At 66.5% G+C, this 13,858-nt stretch carries 13 protein-coding genes; 5 read left to right on the top strand and 8 right to left on the bottom strand.

Features of this window, described 5'->3' with window-relative positions; all coding sequences use genetic code 11:
• Window positions 1-113: 113 nt before the first annotated feature.
• A complete protein-coding gene (locus V0Z78_RS10505; RefSeq protein ID WP_336344581.1) occupies window positions 114-1,244 on the bottom strand; it encodes an ABC transporter ATP-binding protein in 1,131 nt (376 codons plus the stop codon).
• Window positions 1,245-1,626: 382 nt separating this feature from the next.
• Here V0Z78_RS10505 and melA point away from each other — a divergent pair, with 382 nt between their 5' ends.
• Window positions 1,627-2,934 carry an alpha-glucosidase/alpha-galactosidase gene (gene melA, locus V0Z78_RS10500; protein ID WP_336344580.1) on the top strand — a complete coding sequence of 436 codons (1,308 nt, stop codon included), beginning with the start codon at window positions 1,627-1,629 and terminating at the stop codon, window positions 2,932-2,934.
• A 57-nt stretch (window positions 2,935-2,991) separates the two neighbouring features.
• Here the strand turns inward: melA and dgoD are convergent, their stop codons facing one another.
• Window positions 2,992-4,143, bottom strand: a complete 1,152-nt coding sequence (gene dgoD / locus V0Z78_RS10495; protein WP_336344579.1) for a galactonate dehydratase — start codon at window positions 4,141-4,143, stop codon at window positions 2,992-2,994.
• Between the two features lie 300 nt (window positions 4,144-4,443).
• Between dgoD and rdfA the strand changes: the two genes are divergently transcribed.
• Window positions 4,444-5,085: a rod-determining factor RdfA gene (gene rdfA / locus V0Z78_RS10490; protein WP_336344578.1), complete on the top strand. Its 642-nt coding sequence runs from the start codon at window positions 4,444-4,446 to the stop codon at window positions 5,083-5,085.
• A gap of 73 nt (window positions 5,086-5,158) precedes the next feature.
• On the top strand, window positions 5,159-7,057 hold the full coding sequence (locus V0Z78_RS10485) for an archaea-specific SMC-related protein (protein WP_336344577.1): 1,899 nt from the start codon (window positions 5,159-5,161) through the stop codon (window positions 7,055-7,057).
• A 9-nt stretch (window positions 7,058-7,066) separates the two neighbouring features.
• On the opposite strand, the gene V0Z78_RS10480 is transcribed toward V0Z78_RS10485, so the two are convergent.
• From V0Z78_RS10480 to V0Z78_RS10460, 5 genes are all read right to left on the bottom strand, one after another.
• Window positions 7,067-7,495 carry a helix-turn-helix domain-containing protein gene (locus V0Z78_RS10480; RefSeq protein WP_336344576.1) on the bottom strand — a complete coding sequence of 143 codons (429 nt, stop codon included), beginning with the start codon at window positions 7,493-7,495 and terminating at the stop codon, window positions 7,067-7,069.
• Window positions 7,496-7,548: 53 nt separating this feature from the next.
• The gene (locus V0Z78_RS10475) at window positions 7,549-8,433 is read right to left on the bottom strand and encodes a 3-hydroxyacyl-CoA dehydrogenase family protein (RefSeq protein ID WP_336344575.1); all 885 of its coding nucleotides are present in this window, start codon (window positions 8,431-8,433) and stop codon (window positions 7,549-7,551) included.
• 339 nt (window positions 8,434-8,772) lie between these two features.
• The gene (locus V0Z78_RS10470) at window positions 8,773-9,456 is read right to left on the bottom strand and encodes a haloacid dehalogenase type II (RefSeq protein ID WP_336344574.1); all 684 of its coding nucleotides are present in this window, start codon (window positions 9,454-9,456) and stop codon (window positions 8,773-8,775) included.
• Between the two features lie 211 nt (window positions 9,457-9,667).
• Window positions 9,668-9,883 (bottom strand): hypothetical protein, encoded by a 216-nt coding sequence (locus V0Z78_RS10465; RefSeq protein ID WP_336344573.1) that lies wholly within the window; start codon window positions 9,881-9,883, stop codon window positions 9,668-9,670.
• 70 nt (window positions 9,884-9,953) lie between these two features.
• Window positions 9,954-11,006, bottom strand: a complete 1,053-nt coding sequence (locus V0Z78_RS10460) for a zinc-dependent alcohol dehydrogenase family protein (RefSeq protein WP_336344572.1) — start codon at window positions 11,004-11,006, stop codon at window positions 9,954-9,956.
• Between the two features lie 379 nt (window positions 11,007-11,385).
• On the opposite strand from V0Z78_RS10460, the gene V0Z78_RS10455 reads away from it, so the two are divergent.
• Together V0Z78_RS10455 and V0Z78_RS10450 are read left to right on the top strand one after the other, a co-directional pair.
• Window positions 11,386-12,657, top strand: coding sequence for an MFS transporter (locus tag V0Z78_RS10455; RefSeq protein WP_336344571.1), 1,272 nt, complete (start codon window positions 11,386-11,388; stop codon window positions 12,655-12,657).
• 229 nt (window positions 12,658-12,886) lie between these two features.
• The gene (locus V0Z78_RS10450; RefSeq protein WP_336344570.1) at window positions 12,887-13,303 is read left to right on the top strand and encodes a hypothetical protein; all 417 of its coding nucleotides are present in this window, start codon (window positions 12,887-12,889) and stop codon (window positions 13,301-13,303) included.
• Between the two features lie 68 nt (window positions 13,304-13,371).
• Here the strand turns inward: V0Z78_RS10450 and V0Z78_RS10445 are convergent, their stop codons facing one another.
• Window positions 13,372-13,794 (bottom strand): universal stress protein, encoded by a 423-nt coding sequence (locus V0Z78_RS10445; protein WP_336344569.1) that lies wholly within the window; start codon window positions 13,792-13,794, stop codon window positions 13,372-13,374.
• Between the last annotated feature and the right edge of the window lie 64 nt (window positions 13,795-13,858).

Genomic DNA, 13,858 nt, shown 5'->3' with positions numbered 1-13,858 from the left:
TGGATTTTTTCGACACCGTGTAAACGAGGGGAGACGTACGGTTCGTGGTACGCTTCGTACGATATCCAAGCCCGGGCGGTTGGTGGGAGTGAGCTCGATTCGTCGACTACCGTTCAGCTCGGTACGCTCAGTAGCTCTCGGTCGCTGTTCTTGATCGCCTCCTCGGTGGCTCCATCGAAGACGTGGATGCGTTCCTCGGGGAAGACGACGTCGAGAGCCTCTCCCACCTGGACGTGAACATCGCCACTTATCGTCGCCGTAACGTCCACGTCACCGACGTCGAAGTGGACGTAGGTCACGTCTCCGACCGGCTCGACCACCTTCGGTTCGACCGTGATCCGGTTTCGCTCGGTGGCCTCCGAGGCGACCCGGATGTCCTCCGGACGAACGCCGAGGACGAGGTCCGTACCCGCCCCCGCCTCCTCGAGTTCGGTGGCGGTCTCCTCCGAGAGTTCGTACTCGAAGGCCTCGTGGACCAGCCGGCCGTTCTCGTTGCGCACGTCGAGGAAGTTCATCCCCGGCGAACCGATAAACCCCGCGACGAACACGTTGTTCGGCTTCTGATAGCACTCGAGCGGCGTGCCGACCTGCTGGAGCCGCCCCTCGTCGAGCACCACGATCCGGTCACCCATCGTCATCGCCTCGGTCTGATCGTGGGTCACGTAGACGGCGGTCGTGTTGAGGCGCCGTTGGAGGTCCTGGAGCTCGGTCCGCATCGTCGTTCTGAGTTTCGCGTCGAGGTTCGACAGCGGCTCGTCCATCAGAAACACCTTGGGCTCCCTGACGATCGATCGACCGAGAGCGACCCGTTGTTGCTGACCGCCCGAGAGCTCCCCGGGTTTGCTCTCGAGCAGGTCCTCGATCCCCATCATCTGGGCGGCCTCCCGCACCCGTTGGTCGATCTCCTCCTCGGAGAGGTCAGTCGTCATCTTCAGCCCGAACGCCATGTTCTCCCGGGCGGTCATGTGCGGGTAGAGGGCGTAGTTCTGGAACACCATCGCGATGTCCCGGTCCTTCGGTTTCTCGTGGGTGATGTCCTCGCCGTCGATGCTGATCGTCCCCTCGGTCACCTCCTCGAGCCCGGCGATTGTGCGTAGCGTGGTCGATTTGCCACAGCCCGAGGGCCCGACGAGCACCAGGAACTCGCCGTCCTCGATCGTGAGATCGAAGTCATCGACGGCGAGGACCTGCTGTCCCGCGTCACCGAATACTTTGGTGACATTCCGCATGTCGATTCGTCCCATACTTCCCACCTACTGGTTTCGTTATATAACAATTGTGTTCTCCTAGCACGGCGAACGTGCTCCGACGTCTCGGGCCCGACGACTCGATCGAGTACGATTACGCCGGTCTCCAGCACTCCGAGATCGACGGAAGGTGGAGCCGATCGGAGAGGTCCCCACCGTCTCTCGGTGTTCGCAGTGCGCGCGCTGCTGCTGACTCCCAGACGTTCGTTTACCGATCCACTTATCCTTTTCTCCCGGTCGGCCGTCCTCGAAGCGGGCGATCGGATCGGCTTCGAACGACCGTCGTCCGCGAGTTCGGCTCTCTCGTTCGTCGCGATGCCGTCGCTCGCTCGGCCTTTGTCCCGCTAGGGTTATGTCACTCAGTCCGGACCGTGAGGGTATGCCAACGATCACCTTCGTCGGAGCGGGTAGCATGGTCTTCGCCAGGAAGCTGGTCGGCGACATGCTCTCGTTTCCCGAACTCGAGGACAGCACGATCCGACTGATGGACGTCGATGAGGCCCGACTGGCGAAGGCCACGGAGGCCGCGGAGGCGATGGTGGAGAACGGCGGCGTCGGCGCGACGATCGAGTCGACGACCGACCGCTGGGCGGCGCTCGATGGCGCGGACTACGTGTTCAACATGATCAACGTCGGCGGCACCGAACCGTTCGAGAACGAGATCCGCATCCCCGAGCGATACGGCGTCGAACAGGCGATCGGCGACACGCTGGGACCCGGTGGCGTCTTTCGCGGGCTGCGGACGATCCCGACGATGCTCGAGATCGCCCGCGACATGGAGGAGCTCTGTCCCGACGCGCTTCTGTTGAACTACACCAACCCCATGGCGATCGTCTGCTGGGTGATGGCGGAGGCGACCGACGTCGAGACCGTCGGTCTCTGTCACAGCGTCCCCCATACGGCCGAGGCGATCGCCGAGTACGTCGGCGTTTCGCAGGAGGAGCTCGAGTACTGGGTCGCCGGCGTCAACCACATGGCGTGGTTTCTCGAGTGCGAACACGACGGCGAGGACGTCTATCCCCTACTCGAGGAGGCGATGGCCGATCCCGACACCTACCGGAGGGACACCGTTCGCTTCGAGATGCTGCGCCACTTCGGCGCGTTCCCCACCGAGTCGAGCCACCACGTGAGTGAGTACGTCCCCTACTTCCGGACCGAGCAGGAGACGATCGAGGAGATGGCCGGCGACGGGTACGCCGAACGCATGGCGACGGCGACCTACCTCGAGGGCTGGAAGGCCAGGTCGAACGAGCGCGACGATCCCGAACACGACGTCGACCTCGCGGACCTCGAAATCGAGCGCTCGGAGGAGTACGCCTCGCGGCTGATCCACTCGCTCGAGACCGGCGAGCCTCGCCGGCTCAACCTCAACGTCCCCAACGACGGAGGACTGATCGCGAACCTCCCCGGCGATGCCTGCGTCGAGGTGCCCTGTCTGATCGACGGAACCGGCGTCCGACCCTGTTCCGTGGGAGAGCTCCCGCCGCAGTTGGCCGCGCTGGACCGAACCCAGATCGCCGTCCAGGAGCGGACGGTGACTGGCGCGCTCGAGAACGACTGCGAGGCGATCCATCAGGCGATCAAGCTCGACCCGCTGACGTCGGCGGCTCTCACGCTGGATGAGGCCCACGAGATGACCGAGGAGCTGATCGAGGCCAACGAGGAGTATCTCCCTGAACTCGCGTGATCGAGAGGCGGACCTGGAGTCCGAACGTCGAAGCCACCTGGTGCAGTCCTCGACGACTCACCACTCCGCGACGCTGCCGTCGTCGTGGCGCCAGATCGGATTGTGCCAGTCGACCGTCTTCTCGGCCTGCTTCTCGATGTACGCCTCGTTCGGTTCGATCCCCAGCCCCGGCTCGGAGGGGACGTCGACGTAGCCGTCGTCGTACTCGAAGACGCCCGGGTCGGCGAGGTAGTCGAGGACGTCGCCGCCCCGGTTGTAGTGGATGTCGAGGCTCTGTTCCTGGATCAGGGCGTTCGGCGAGCAGACGTCGACCTGGATGCACGACGCCAGCGCGATCGGCCCGAGCGGGCAGTGGGGCGCGAGCGCGACGTCGTACGCCTCGGCCATACTCGCGATCTTGTTCACCTCGGTGATGCCACCGGCGTGCGAGAGGTCGGGCTGGATCAGGTCGACCCCGCCGTTCTCGAACACCTGCTTGAAGTCCCACCGGGAGAACATCCGCTCGCCCGTGGCGATCGGGATCGTCGTGTGAGCCGCGATCGCCGGCAGGGCGTCGTTGTGCTCGGGCAACACGGGCTCCTCGATGAACATCGGCTCGTAGGGTTCGAGCGCCTTCGCCAGACGCTTCGCCATCGGCTTGGTCACCCGGCCATGGAAGTCCACGCCGATGTCGACCTCGGGGCCGACCGCCTCGCGGACCTCCGAGAGTCGATCCCGTGCCGACTGGACGGCAGCGGGCGTGTCGACGCGGCGCATCTCGCTCGTGGCGTTCATCTTCAGCCCGGTGAACCCCTCGCTCACCTTCTCTGCGGCCGCCTCGCCGACTTCGCTCGGGCGGTCCCCGCCGATCCACTGGTAGACACGGATCCGATCGCGCGCCCGCCCGCCGAGTAGTTCGTAGACCGGCGCGCCGAACCGCTTGCCCTTGATGTCCCAGAGCGCCTGGTCGACGCCCGCGATCGCGCTCATGAGGACCGGACCGCCCCGATAGAACCCGCCGCGGTACATCCGCTGCCAGTGGTCCTCGATCCGTGAGGGGTCCTCGCCGAGCAGGTAGTTCTCCATCAGCTCCTCGACGGCGGCGCGGACGGTCTTTGCGCGACCCTCGACGACGGGTTCGCCCCAGCCGACGAGCCCGTCGCTCGTCTCGAGCCGGAGGAAGAGCCAGCGTGGCGGTACCTCGTACAGTTCGTAGTCGGTGATCTTCATGAGTCGTTCTCCCGTGGACGGCGTTCGAGCACGGTGTTCAGTGGTTCGGTTCCGATGAGACGGTCGTCCGTTCCGACTGGCAGTACGTCGCCGTCCCCGTGCTCGCGGACGACCGGCCGATCGGTGCGATCACGGTCTCCGAATCGACCGTACGAGCGGCAAGACACCCGAGGAGGACGTCGTCGGACTGGTCGTCAGCGCGAGCAACGCGGTCGAGATGACGTACCGTACCGAGGGATCCGTTCGCTGACGGGAAACGGTCCGCGGATTTAAGACGGCGGAGGGCGGAAGGACGGACGGATGTCCGACGACCAGACGGAACCGAGCGCGTCCGAGCGGGGCGGAAAGGTCGGACGGATCATCGGGAAGTACGGGCTCGACGGGACGGGTGCGGAGCTCGAGGCTCGGTGGACCGGCGACGGAGACGACCGGTACAGCTTGCGGGCGCTCGCGGACCTGTTCAACCGGCGGGTACTCGAGGCCGCACTCGAGGACGCGGACGCTCGATCGCTCGAGGGCGACGTGGAGACGCGGTATCGGCTGCTCACCGACGACGACGTGAGCGCCGGAATGCGCCAGCAGGCCCGCCGGGAGCTCGAACGAACGGGCATCGGGGTCGAGAGCCTCGAGTCGGATTTCGTCTCCCACCAGTCGATCTACACGTATCTCACCGACCACCGGGGAGCCTCGCACCCCTCGAACGCCGAGCCGAAGCCCGAGGAACGCATCGAGCGCGAGATCGACAAGATCAACGCGCTCGCGAACCGAACGCGGGCGGTCACGGCCGACTCGATCGACCGGCTGACGGCTGCGGGACTCCTCGCAGGGGAGGAGTCGAGCGTGTTCGTCGACGTCAGGGTGACCTGCGAGACCTGCGGGAGCGTCAGCTCCGCGGCGTCGTTTCTCGAGTCGGGCGGCTGTTCGTGTAGCGAGGGCGATTGATTACACCGGTACTGCCGTAAGGGACCGCGAGAACACCTGAACCTTTATACGCCGAACGGCCGATTCGGATTTCATGTCCCCGCAGGAGCACCCGGAGGCGACGATACACGCCGAGAACGTCGGCGGGATCACGTCTACGACCGTCGAGTTCGGACCCGGAGTCACCGCGCTCGCCGGACGAAACGCGACCAACCGGACGTCGCTCCTCCAGGCCATCATGGCGGCGCTGGGGAGCGAGCGGGCCTCGCTGAAGGGTGACGCGGCGAGCGGACGTGCCGAACTCGAACTCGGAGAGCGGATCTACACGCGCGAGCTCACACGGACCAACGGGACGCTCCACTTCGAGGGCGATCCCTACCTCGAGGACCCCCAGATCGCGGACCTGTTCGCGTTCCTCCTCGAGTCGAACGCGGCACGGCGGGCGGTCGTTCGCGGCGACGACCTCCGCGAACTCATCCTCCGGCCGGTCGACGTCGAGTCGATCGAGACGACGATCGAACGTCTCCAGGCCGAGAAGCGCGACGTCAGCGAGGAGCTGGCCGAGCTCTCGGCCGCCGGCCGGGAGCTGCGGTCGCTGGAGGAGGACCGGACGCGCGTCCGGTCCGAACTCGAGGAGGCCGAGGCCGACCTCGAGAGGGCGCGCGAGACGCTGGAGGGCACCCGACGATCGGAGGACGGAGGGACCTCCGAGCGATTCGACGCGCTCCAGGAGGCGCGGACGACCCTCGAAGACGTCACCTACGACCTCGAGACCGAGCGGGCGAGCGTCGACTCGCTCGAGGCGGAGCGGACGGAGCTTCGCGAGTCGCTCGGTGACCGATCGGTCGCCGAGGAGGAGACGCTCGACGAGCTGGCCTCGCGCATCGAGCGGCTCCGGGGTCGCAAGGGGGAGCTCGACGAGATCGTCTCACAGCTCCAGACGGTCATCCAGTTCAACGAGAACCTCGCCGACGCGGAGTATCCCGAGCTGATCGCAGACGGGGACGAGGAGGACGGGGTCGTGACCGACCGCCTCCTGTCGGACCGATCGACGGAGGTCACGTGCTGGACCTGCGGCAGCACGGTCGAGACCGACCGTATCGAGTCCACCCTCTCGGAGCTGCGCGAACTCAGGCGCGAGAAACTCGAGCAACGAAACGAGATCGACGCGGAGCTCGACTCGCTCAAACGCGAGCGGGCGGACTACCGCGAGACACGGGAGGAGCGCGACCGGCTCGAACGAAAGCTCGAGACCGTCGAGTCGGAGCTCGAGGACCGGAACGAACGCATCGAGGAGCTGGAGACGCGCCGCGGGGAGCTGCTCGACGAGATCGAGGCGCTCGAGCGTGAGGTCGAGGACGACGGCGACGACGCGGAGCTGCTCTCGACACAGAAGGCGGTCACTCGCCACGAACTCGAGCGCGACCGACTCGAACGGGAGTTCGACGCCATCGAGGGGGAGATCGACGAGATCGAGTCGCGCCTCGAGAAGCGCGAGGAGCTCGAGACCCGCCGCGAGGAGATCCGCGAGGAGCTCGAGGAGCAGCGAACGCGGATCGAACGCATCGAACGCGAGGCGATCGGGGCGTTCAACGAGCACATGAACACCGTACTGGGCCTGCTCGAGTACGCGAACCTCGAGCGGATCTGGCTCGAGCGACTCGAGCCCACGACCGGCGAGGAGGCGACGTTCGACCTCCACATCACCCGGATCACCGACGAGGGGACGACGTACGAGGACTCGGTCGACCACCTCAGCGAGAGCGAACGGGAGGTGACCGGGCTGATCGTCGCACTCGCGGGCTATCTCGTCCACGACGTCCACGAACGCGTTCCGTTCATGCTGCTCGACTCGCTCGAGGCGCTCGACTCCGAACGTATCGCGGCCCTGATCGACTACCTCGACCAGTACGCCCCCTACGTCGTCGTCGCGCTTCTGCCCGAGGACGCCGCTGCTCTCGACGACTCCTACACGCGGATCACTGAGATCTGACGGACAGAACTATTTGTACGAATCGAGCGCCTCGCCGAACAGCCGGCGCACGTGTCTGGTCGAGTACTCGACGCCGTACGCCGAGGCGACGTATCGCCGGACGAGTTCGGACGTCCACCGGTCGGCGTCGTAGCCGTGGTCCGACGGCGGGTCCGCGAGCGTCCCCTCGAGTTCGCGACGCTGTCGTGCCGTCAGTTCGCTTGGACGGCCCGGCCTCGAGCCGTCGGCGAGCGCCGATTCGAGCGATCGGGACTCGAACCGGTCGAGCCAGTAGTAGATCGTCGACGTCGGGAACCCGTACCGCCGACTCAGCGTCCGAACCGACTCGCCGTCGTCGTAGGCGAGCGCGATCACCAGCCGCCGAATCGCCTTCGGGTCGTCGGCGTCCGCGAGCCGCGCCCGCAGTTCGTCCGCGTCGACCCCGTCTAACCGTCCCATGAACCTGCTTCTTGTTACAAATAACTATGTCTTCCGGCGTGGCCGATTCGGGCTCACCGCTCGTCCCAGTCGCCGCTCATGGCGACGCGCTCGCCGTCCTCCCAGACGTAGAACCCCTCGCCGCTCTTCCTGCCGAGCTTGCCCGCACGGACCTTCCGCCGCAGGAGCTGTGGCGGGCGAAACCGTTCGCCGAGCTCCTCGCGTAGCCCCTCGAGGATGTCGAGGCGAACGTCGAGACCGACGACGTCTCCGAGTTCGAGCGGGCCCATCGGGTGGTTGTAGCCGAGCTCCATCGCCCGGTCGATGGCTGCGGGGCTGGCGACGCCCCGTTCGACCATCCGGATCGCCTCGACCCCGATCGCGACGCCCAGCCGTGAGGTCGCGAAGCCGGGTGTGTCGCGGATCACGACGGGTTCCTTCTCGATCCCCTCGACGAACTCCTCGGCGAACTCGACGGTCTCCGCCGCGGTCTGCTCGGCGGCGACGACCTCGACGAGGTCCATCAGGTGGACCGGGTTGAAGAAGTGGAGGCCGATCGCCCGCTCGGGTCGTTCGAGCGTGCTCGCGATCTCCGTCAGCGGAAGCGACGAGGTGTTCGACGCGATCACGGTACCAGGGTTGGCGGCGTCCTCGACCGCCGTGACCGTCTCCCGCTTCAGCTCCATCTCCTCGGGGACGGCCTCCACGACGAGATCGGCGCCCACGACCGCCTCCGCGAGCTCCGTCGTGCCCGAGATCCGCTCGAGGGCGGCTTCTCGATCCCCGGGGTCCACCTTTCCACGGTCGACCCCCTCCTCGAGGGTAGAAGCGATCGACTCGATCCCTCGATCGACGAGTTCGGGATCGAGATCGCGAACCGTTACCCGATGGCCGGCGGTCGCACAGACCTGCGCGATGCCGCGGCCCATCGTTCCCGCGCCGAGCACGCCGACATTCATATGTCTCCGAGTGCGAAGAGCGGCCCGTTAATCGTTTTGACGACGAGAGCGGCCGAGACGGTTCACCGTCCGAACCCGCCGTTCGCGCGTTTCTCGGCCGCTCTCGCCGTGAAACGGGACCGGAACCCCCACTCGATCGGAAGCGTTGATCCGTAGCGACCGGGCTCGTTCGTCGACGATGAACGGAATGGTGCGATACGAAATCACTCGGCAGACCCGCGAACTCCGATCGAACGGGCGGGACGGCGAACGTCGGTTCGCAGAAACGAGCGAACGGAGTCCGCCGAACCGACACGGGGCCGGGAAGCCGGTCGACGACCCGGTGTGGGTCGAGGGGACTCAGACGCCGAGTTCGTCGGCCAGGTCGTAGAACGAGTCGATCGTGAGCGCCGGTTCGCCGTCGAAGGGCTCCCACGACGATCCCTTGCGGTCGATCCAGACGCCCTGCATCCCCGCGTGCTGGGCGCCCATCACGTCGAACCAGCCGGCGGTGACGTGGGCGATCTCGTCGATGGGCGTACCCGTCCGGGCGGCGGCGTGGCGGTAGATCTCGGCGTCGGGCTTGAACGTCTCGATCTCGTCGGCACTGATGGTGTCCTCGAGGAGGTCGCCGATGTCAGCGTGCTCCACCATCGATTCGAGCATCTCGGGGTTGCCGTTCGAGACGACGTACGGGTCGTAGCCGCCGTCCCGAAGCCGCTCGATGCCGTCCCGAACGTCGTCGAAGACGTCGAGTTCGTGGTAGACCGCGAGGATCTCGTCGCGCTCGTCCTCGGAGACGTCCGCCCCGTGGGCGTCGAGCGCGTACTGGAGCGCGTCGCGGTTCATCTCGTAGAACGGCTGGTAGGCGTCGATCTGGTTCGCGACGAACGTGTACTCGAGCGACCGGGCGCGCCAGAGCTTCGAGACCGGCTGGGGGTCCTCGACGCGCTCTGCGAGCGCCTCCTCCGCCGCGTCGACGTCGACGAGGGTGCTGTATGAGTCGAACGTGACCGTCGTCACCCGCTCGGGATCGAACGACATACGCCGGCCTTCGACCGCCGCGGGGAAAACGCTGGTGCGTTCGTCTCCTCCTCGCTCACGCCCGTCGACGGTCCGTGAGCGAGTCGGGGTCTCCGTCCTCGTCTCCGAGACTACGGAGGATGACGACGGCGTCCGCCCCGTTCCGTCCCGTAGTCGGCACGGCGTCCGTGGATCACGTCCCGCCGGACGCAGGTCGGTCGCGGGAGGACGACTACTCGTGGCTGTAACCGTTGGTCCGGAGTTCGTCCATCACGACCTGAGGGACGTCATCCAGGTCGATCCGGTCGGTTCGTTCCGAGCCTCCGGGACGGTCCTCGCGGGCGAAACGATAGCGGACCGTCGTGTCGTCGACCTTCTCGAACTCGTACTCGAGGTTCTCGTGCGAGACGACCACCGCCTGCGGGTCGTCCGAGAGCTGTGGCGACATACGGGAGGGCCTTCACGGCGAACGATCATTAATCTCGTCCCCACAGTCGACTCCGGCCGACGGGCCACGCTTACGGCTCGCAGACCTCGATGCCGACGGCGTCGAACTCGCCCATCGCGGCGATTCGGTCGGGAACCGCCTCGAGGGAGACGACGTTCGTGACCAGCGCGCCGGGATCGATCGCCCCGCTCTCGACGAACCGCAGCAGCTCGTCGTACCTCGTCGACGGCATCCCGCGCGCGCCGAGGAAGTCGATCTCGCGGCCGACCATCGCGTCGGTGGGAAGCGGGATCTCGCCGCGTTCGTCGTCCGTCGTCAGTCCGAGTTGGAGGTGTTGGCCGCGACGAGCGAGACACGCTACGGAGTTTCGACAGGTCTGGGCGATGCCGAGCGCGTCGATCGAGATCGACGCGCCGCCGCCGGTCAGTTCACGGATCTCCTCGACCACCCTCCCCTCGCCGTTCACGGTCTCGTGAGCCCCGAGTTCGCGTGCCTTCTCGAGGGCCTCCTCGCGAACGTCGACCGCGATGACGGTCGCACCCAGCGCGCGGGCGATCTGGATCGCCGAGAGGCCGACGCCGCCACAGCCGTGGACCGCGACCGCGTCGCCGGGCGTGAGGTCGGCGCGGTGGGCGAGCGCGTGGTAGGCGGTCATGTACCGACAGCCGAGCGCCGCCATCGCCCGTGCGGAGACGTCCTCGGGGAGGACGGTGAGGTTGTAGTCGGCGTACGGGACGGCGACCTGGTCGGCGAACGCGCCCTGACCCGCGGGCTCGAACCCCAGCGCGATCCCGTCCTCGCAGACGTTGCCGTGGCCGTTTCGACACTGCGGACAGCGGCCCTCGCCGAGGCTGAACGGGACGGCGACCCGGTCGCCTCGCTCGATGCGGTCGACGCTCTCGCCGACCTCGACGACCCGGCCGGCGGGCTCGTGGCCGAGGATCTGGCCCGCCGGCGGCACGTCGTCCACCCACTCGCCGTGGCCCCGCCAGGCGTGCCAGTCCGATCGACAGATGCCACACGCCTCGACGTCGACGACGACGCCGTGGTCGGGTGCCGTCGGCTTCTCGACCTCCCGAACCCGCAGGGGGGCTCCGTGTTCCTCGAGAACGATCGCCTCCATACCTCCGGAAGGGGATCGAACCATACCAACGCTCCGCCTCCGGAACGAGTAGTCGATCCCGGAGTTCGATACGGACCCTCGGACCCCGGCCGCCGATTCGCCGGGCCCAACGGTCCGAAAACCGTCGGGCCGTTCTCCCGATCGTACGTCCTAGTTCGGATTCACCCAACGCTCATCGCACGGCTTCGTCGAGTTCATTTAAATACTCATTCAGCGAGAGTTCGAAGGGAAAATATGGCACTTAGAAGGCTCGTGAATTCCGTTTAGAGGGGTTTCGCCACTACTAACACGGGCGAGTATTTATAAGCAAGCGATGGCAGAGAACGACGAGTACAGAGAGGAGTACGGCATATCAGGAAGCCCCCGTAGGGGCCTGGTAATGGCCACGCTCGCGTTCTTCGCGGGCCTCACCACCATCGTCTTCTACGGCGTCGCGGGACCGACGTTCCAGGAGGCACTCGGCATCTCGGGCGCGTTGCTCGGGATTCTGCTGTCGTCGCCCCACATCAGCAAGGTAGCCCTCCGGGTGCCGTTCGGCGCGTGGGTCGACGAGATCGGCGCGAAGAAGCCGCTGTTGATCCTGTTCGGAATCACCATCGTGGGGATGGCCGGACTGGTCGCCATCCTCGCGCTGTTCTATCCCGACGACTTCGGGTCGCATCTCTACGTACCGCTGCTGATCTGTGGAATTCTGGCGGGCGCCGGCGGGGCAACGTTCTCCGTGGGGATCGCCCAGACCTCCTACTGGTATCCCGAGGACCAACAGGGGTTCGCGATGGGCGCCTTCGGCGGCGCCGGCAACGTCGGGCCGGGCGTGATGAACTACGCCATTCCCGTGGCGATCGGCGTTGGCGGGCTGACGCTCGCGTACGCGGGCTGGCTCGCGTTCATGGTCGTCGCGGCGGTTCTCTACGCCCTTTACGGCGCGAACCCGTACTACTTCCAGTTCCTCAAGCGGGGGTTCGACGTCGACGAAGCGAAGGGCCGCGCCGAGGAGATGGGACAGGAGGTCTTCCCCTCCGGCGGGGCTAAGGAGTCGCTGAAGAAGTCCTCGACGAGCAAGTGGACCTGGGTGCTCGTCTTCCTCTATACCGTCTCCTACGGCGGCGGGTTCACCGCCCTCTCGACGTGGTATCCCACCTACTGGAGCGCCTTCCACGGATTGACGCTCTCGACGGCCGGCCTGTTCGCCGGGATCTTCGTCGTCTACGGCTCGTTGATTCGGATCCCGGGAGGCAGCCTCAGCGATCGATTCGGCGGCGAGGACGTCGCCATCGTGAGCTACGGCATCATGGTGCTCGGCGCGGGGATCGTCACGTTCTCCGAGGCCGTGATCCCCTCGTTCGTCGGGATGATGGTGCTCGGAACCGGGATGGGCGTGGTCAACGCGGCGGTCTTCGAGCTCGTCCCGAAGTACGTCCCCGAGGCCGTCGGCGGGGCCTCCGGCTGGATCGGCGGAATCGGGGGCGCCGGGACGCTCACCGTGCTCCCGATCCTGGGCGTGTTCGTCGACGTCTACGGCGAGATCGGCTACGCCCGCGGGTTCGCCGTCATCGCCGTCCTGAGCGCGATCTGCGTCGCGATATCGATCGCGCTGAAGTTCGGCGGCCCCGACGCCTCGGAGGCCGCCGACGAGTCGGCGATGCACTGACCGCCCGACGTGCGGACCGTCACTCGGGGAACTCGTTTATGATTCTATCTCGGACGGTGACTCACTCATGACGTCGGATACTCCCCCTCACGATACGCCGGACCGTGAGGGGCGACTGGACCGCGTTCGGGGCAGTAACCGCGTTCCCGGTCGGAAGACCCGCCCGGCGTACACCCGTCGTCGGCGGATGTGGTTCGGATGGGGGCATACCGGATCCGCCGAGAAGAACGTGTACGGGCGGTTTCTGCACGACCTTCCGTACGTCTTTCTCGACGTCTTCGGTCTGAGCCTCCCCGCCAGCTATTATATCCTCAGTACCGTCGTCGACGGCGGGTTCGGGGTTACGGGAGCGGCATTCGTCGCCGTAACGACGATGACGATCGTCGCGACCGTGCTCCACATGGGGCTGATCCGCCCGCTGGCTACCGACACGCTCGGGTGGGTCTCGACGACACCGTTGCTCGTCGGAGTGCGCCTGGTCTACTACAATCTCGTCCTCCTCGTGGCGGCCTACGGCAGCGTCGCTCTCGCCACGCTCGTGGCGTCTCCACCGGTCTCACTCGCCGTGGCGGTGGCCGTCGGATGTGTCGCGATGATGGCGTTTCCCCGGCTCGCCGAGGGAATCGCTCGTCGACGGGCTCAGTGAAACCAAGGTCCCGCGGTTCGAGCACCGAATCCCGGACTGACCGTCGATGAGACTGGCGGGTCGGAGCCTCAGCGGGCGATCGTCACCGTCACGGAGGAGTTCTTGACGACCGTCGCCGCGACGCTTCCGACGAGGATGCGCGAGAGACCCGATCGGCCGTGACTCCCCATGATGATGTGATCGATATCGTTCTCCTCGGCGTACGAGACGATGACGTCTCCGGGCTGGCCCACTTCGATCACCGTCGTCAGCGTCGCCCCGTAGGCCTCCGCCCGGTCCCGCACCTCGTCGAAGAGCTCCTCGGCCTCCTCCCTGCGCGCGTCGGTGAGGCTCTCGGCCGCACCCGCCCCGGCTCCGCCGTACGACAGCTCGCTCGAATCGATCACGTGTAGCGCCGTTATCTCCGCGTCGGGATTCTCCTCGAGCGCCCGATCGAGTGCGGTGCGCGAGGGTTCCGACCCGTCGAACGGAACGAGGACTCGTTGATCCATATTACGACTACGGACGCGGACCACGTCATAGCTGTGGTGGGGGCTGTCACGTTCGGTCCGGTCG

It is taken from the genome of Halalkalicoccus sp. CG83 (assembly GCF_037081715.1).
GTDB lineage: Archaea > Halobacteriota > Halobacteria > Halobacteriales > Halalkalicoccaceae > Halalkalicoccus > Halalkalicoccus ordinarius.
Note: the sequence above shows the minus strand (reverse complement) of the source record. Positions and strands in the feature narration are given on the sequence as shown.

Excerpts from the sequence above, each read along its gene's own strand:
- V0Z78_RS10505 (WP_336344581.1), bottom strand. The coding sequence starts at position 1,244 with ATGGGACGAATCGACATGCGGAATGTCACCAAAGTATTCGGTGACGCG.
- melA (WP_336344580.1), top strand. The coding sequence starts at position 1,627 with ATGCCAACGATCACCTTCGTCGGAGCGGGTAGCATGGTCTTCGCCAGG.
- dgoD (WP_336344579.1), bottom strand. The coding sequence starts at position 4,143 with ATGAAGATCACCGACTACGAACTGTACGAGGTACCGCCACGCTGGCTC.
- rdfA (WP_336344578.1), top strand. The coding sequence starts at position 4,444 with ATGTCCGACGACCAGACGGAACCGAGCGCGTCCGAGCGGGGCGGAAAG.
- V0Z78_RS10485 (WP_336344577.1), top strand. The coding sequence starts at position 5,159 with ATGTCCCCGCAGGAGCACCCGGAGGCGACGATACACGCCGAGAACGTC.
- V0Z78_RS10480 (WP_336344576.1), bottom strand. The coding sequence starts at position 7,495 with ATGGGACGGTTAGACGGGGTCGACGCGGACGAACTGCGGGCGCGGCTC.
- V0Z78_RS10475 (WP_336344575.1), bottom strand. The coding sequence starts at position 8,433 with ATGAATGTCGGCGTGCTCGGCGCGGGAACGATGGGCCGCGGCATCGCG.
- V0Z78_RS10470 (WP_336344574.1), bottom strand. The coding sequence starts at position 9,456 with ATGTCGTTCGATCCCGAGCGGGTGACGACGGTCACGTTCGACTCATAC.
- V0Z78_RS10465 (WP_336344573.1), bottom strand. The coding sequence starts at position 9,883 with ATGTCGCCACAGCTCTCGGACGACCCGCAGGCGGTGGTCGTCTCGCAC.
- V0Z78_RS10460 (WP_336344572.1), bottom strand. The coding sequence starts at position 11,006 with ATGGAGGCGATCGTTCTCGAGGAACACGGAGCCCCCCTGCGGGTTCGG.
- V0Z78_RS10455 (WP_336344571.1), top strand. The coding sequence starts at position 11,386 with ATGGCCACGCTCGCGTTCTTCGCGGGCCTCACCACCATCGTCTTCTAC.
- V0Z78_RS10445 (WP_336344569.1), bottom strand. The coding sequence starts at position 13,794 with ATGGATCAACGAGTCCTCGTTCCGTTCGACGGGTCGGAACCCTCGCGC.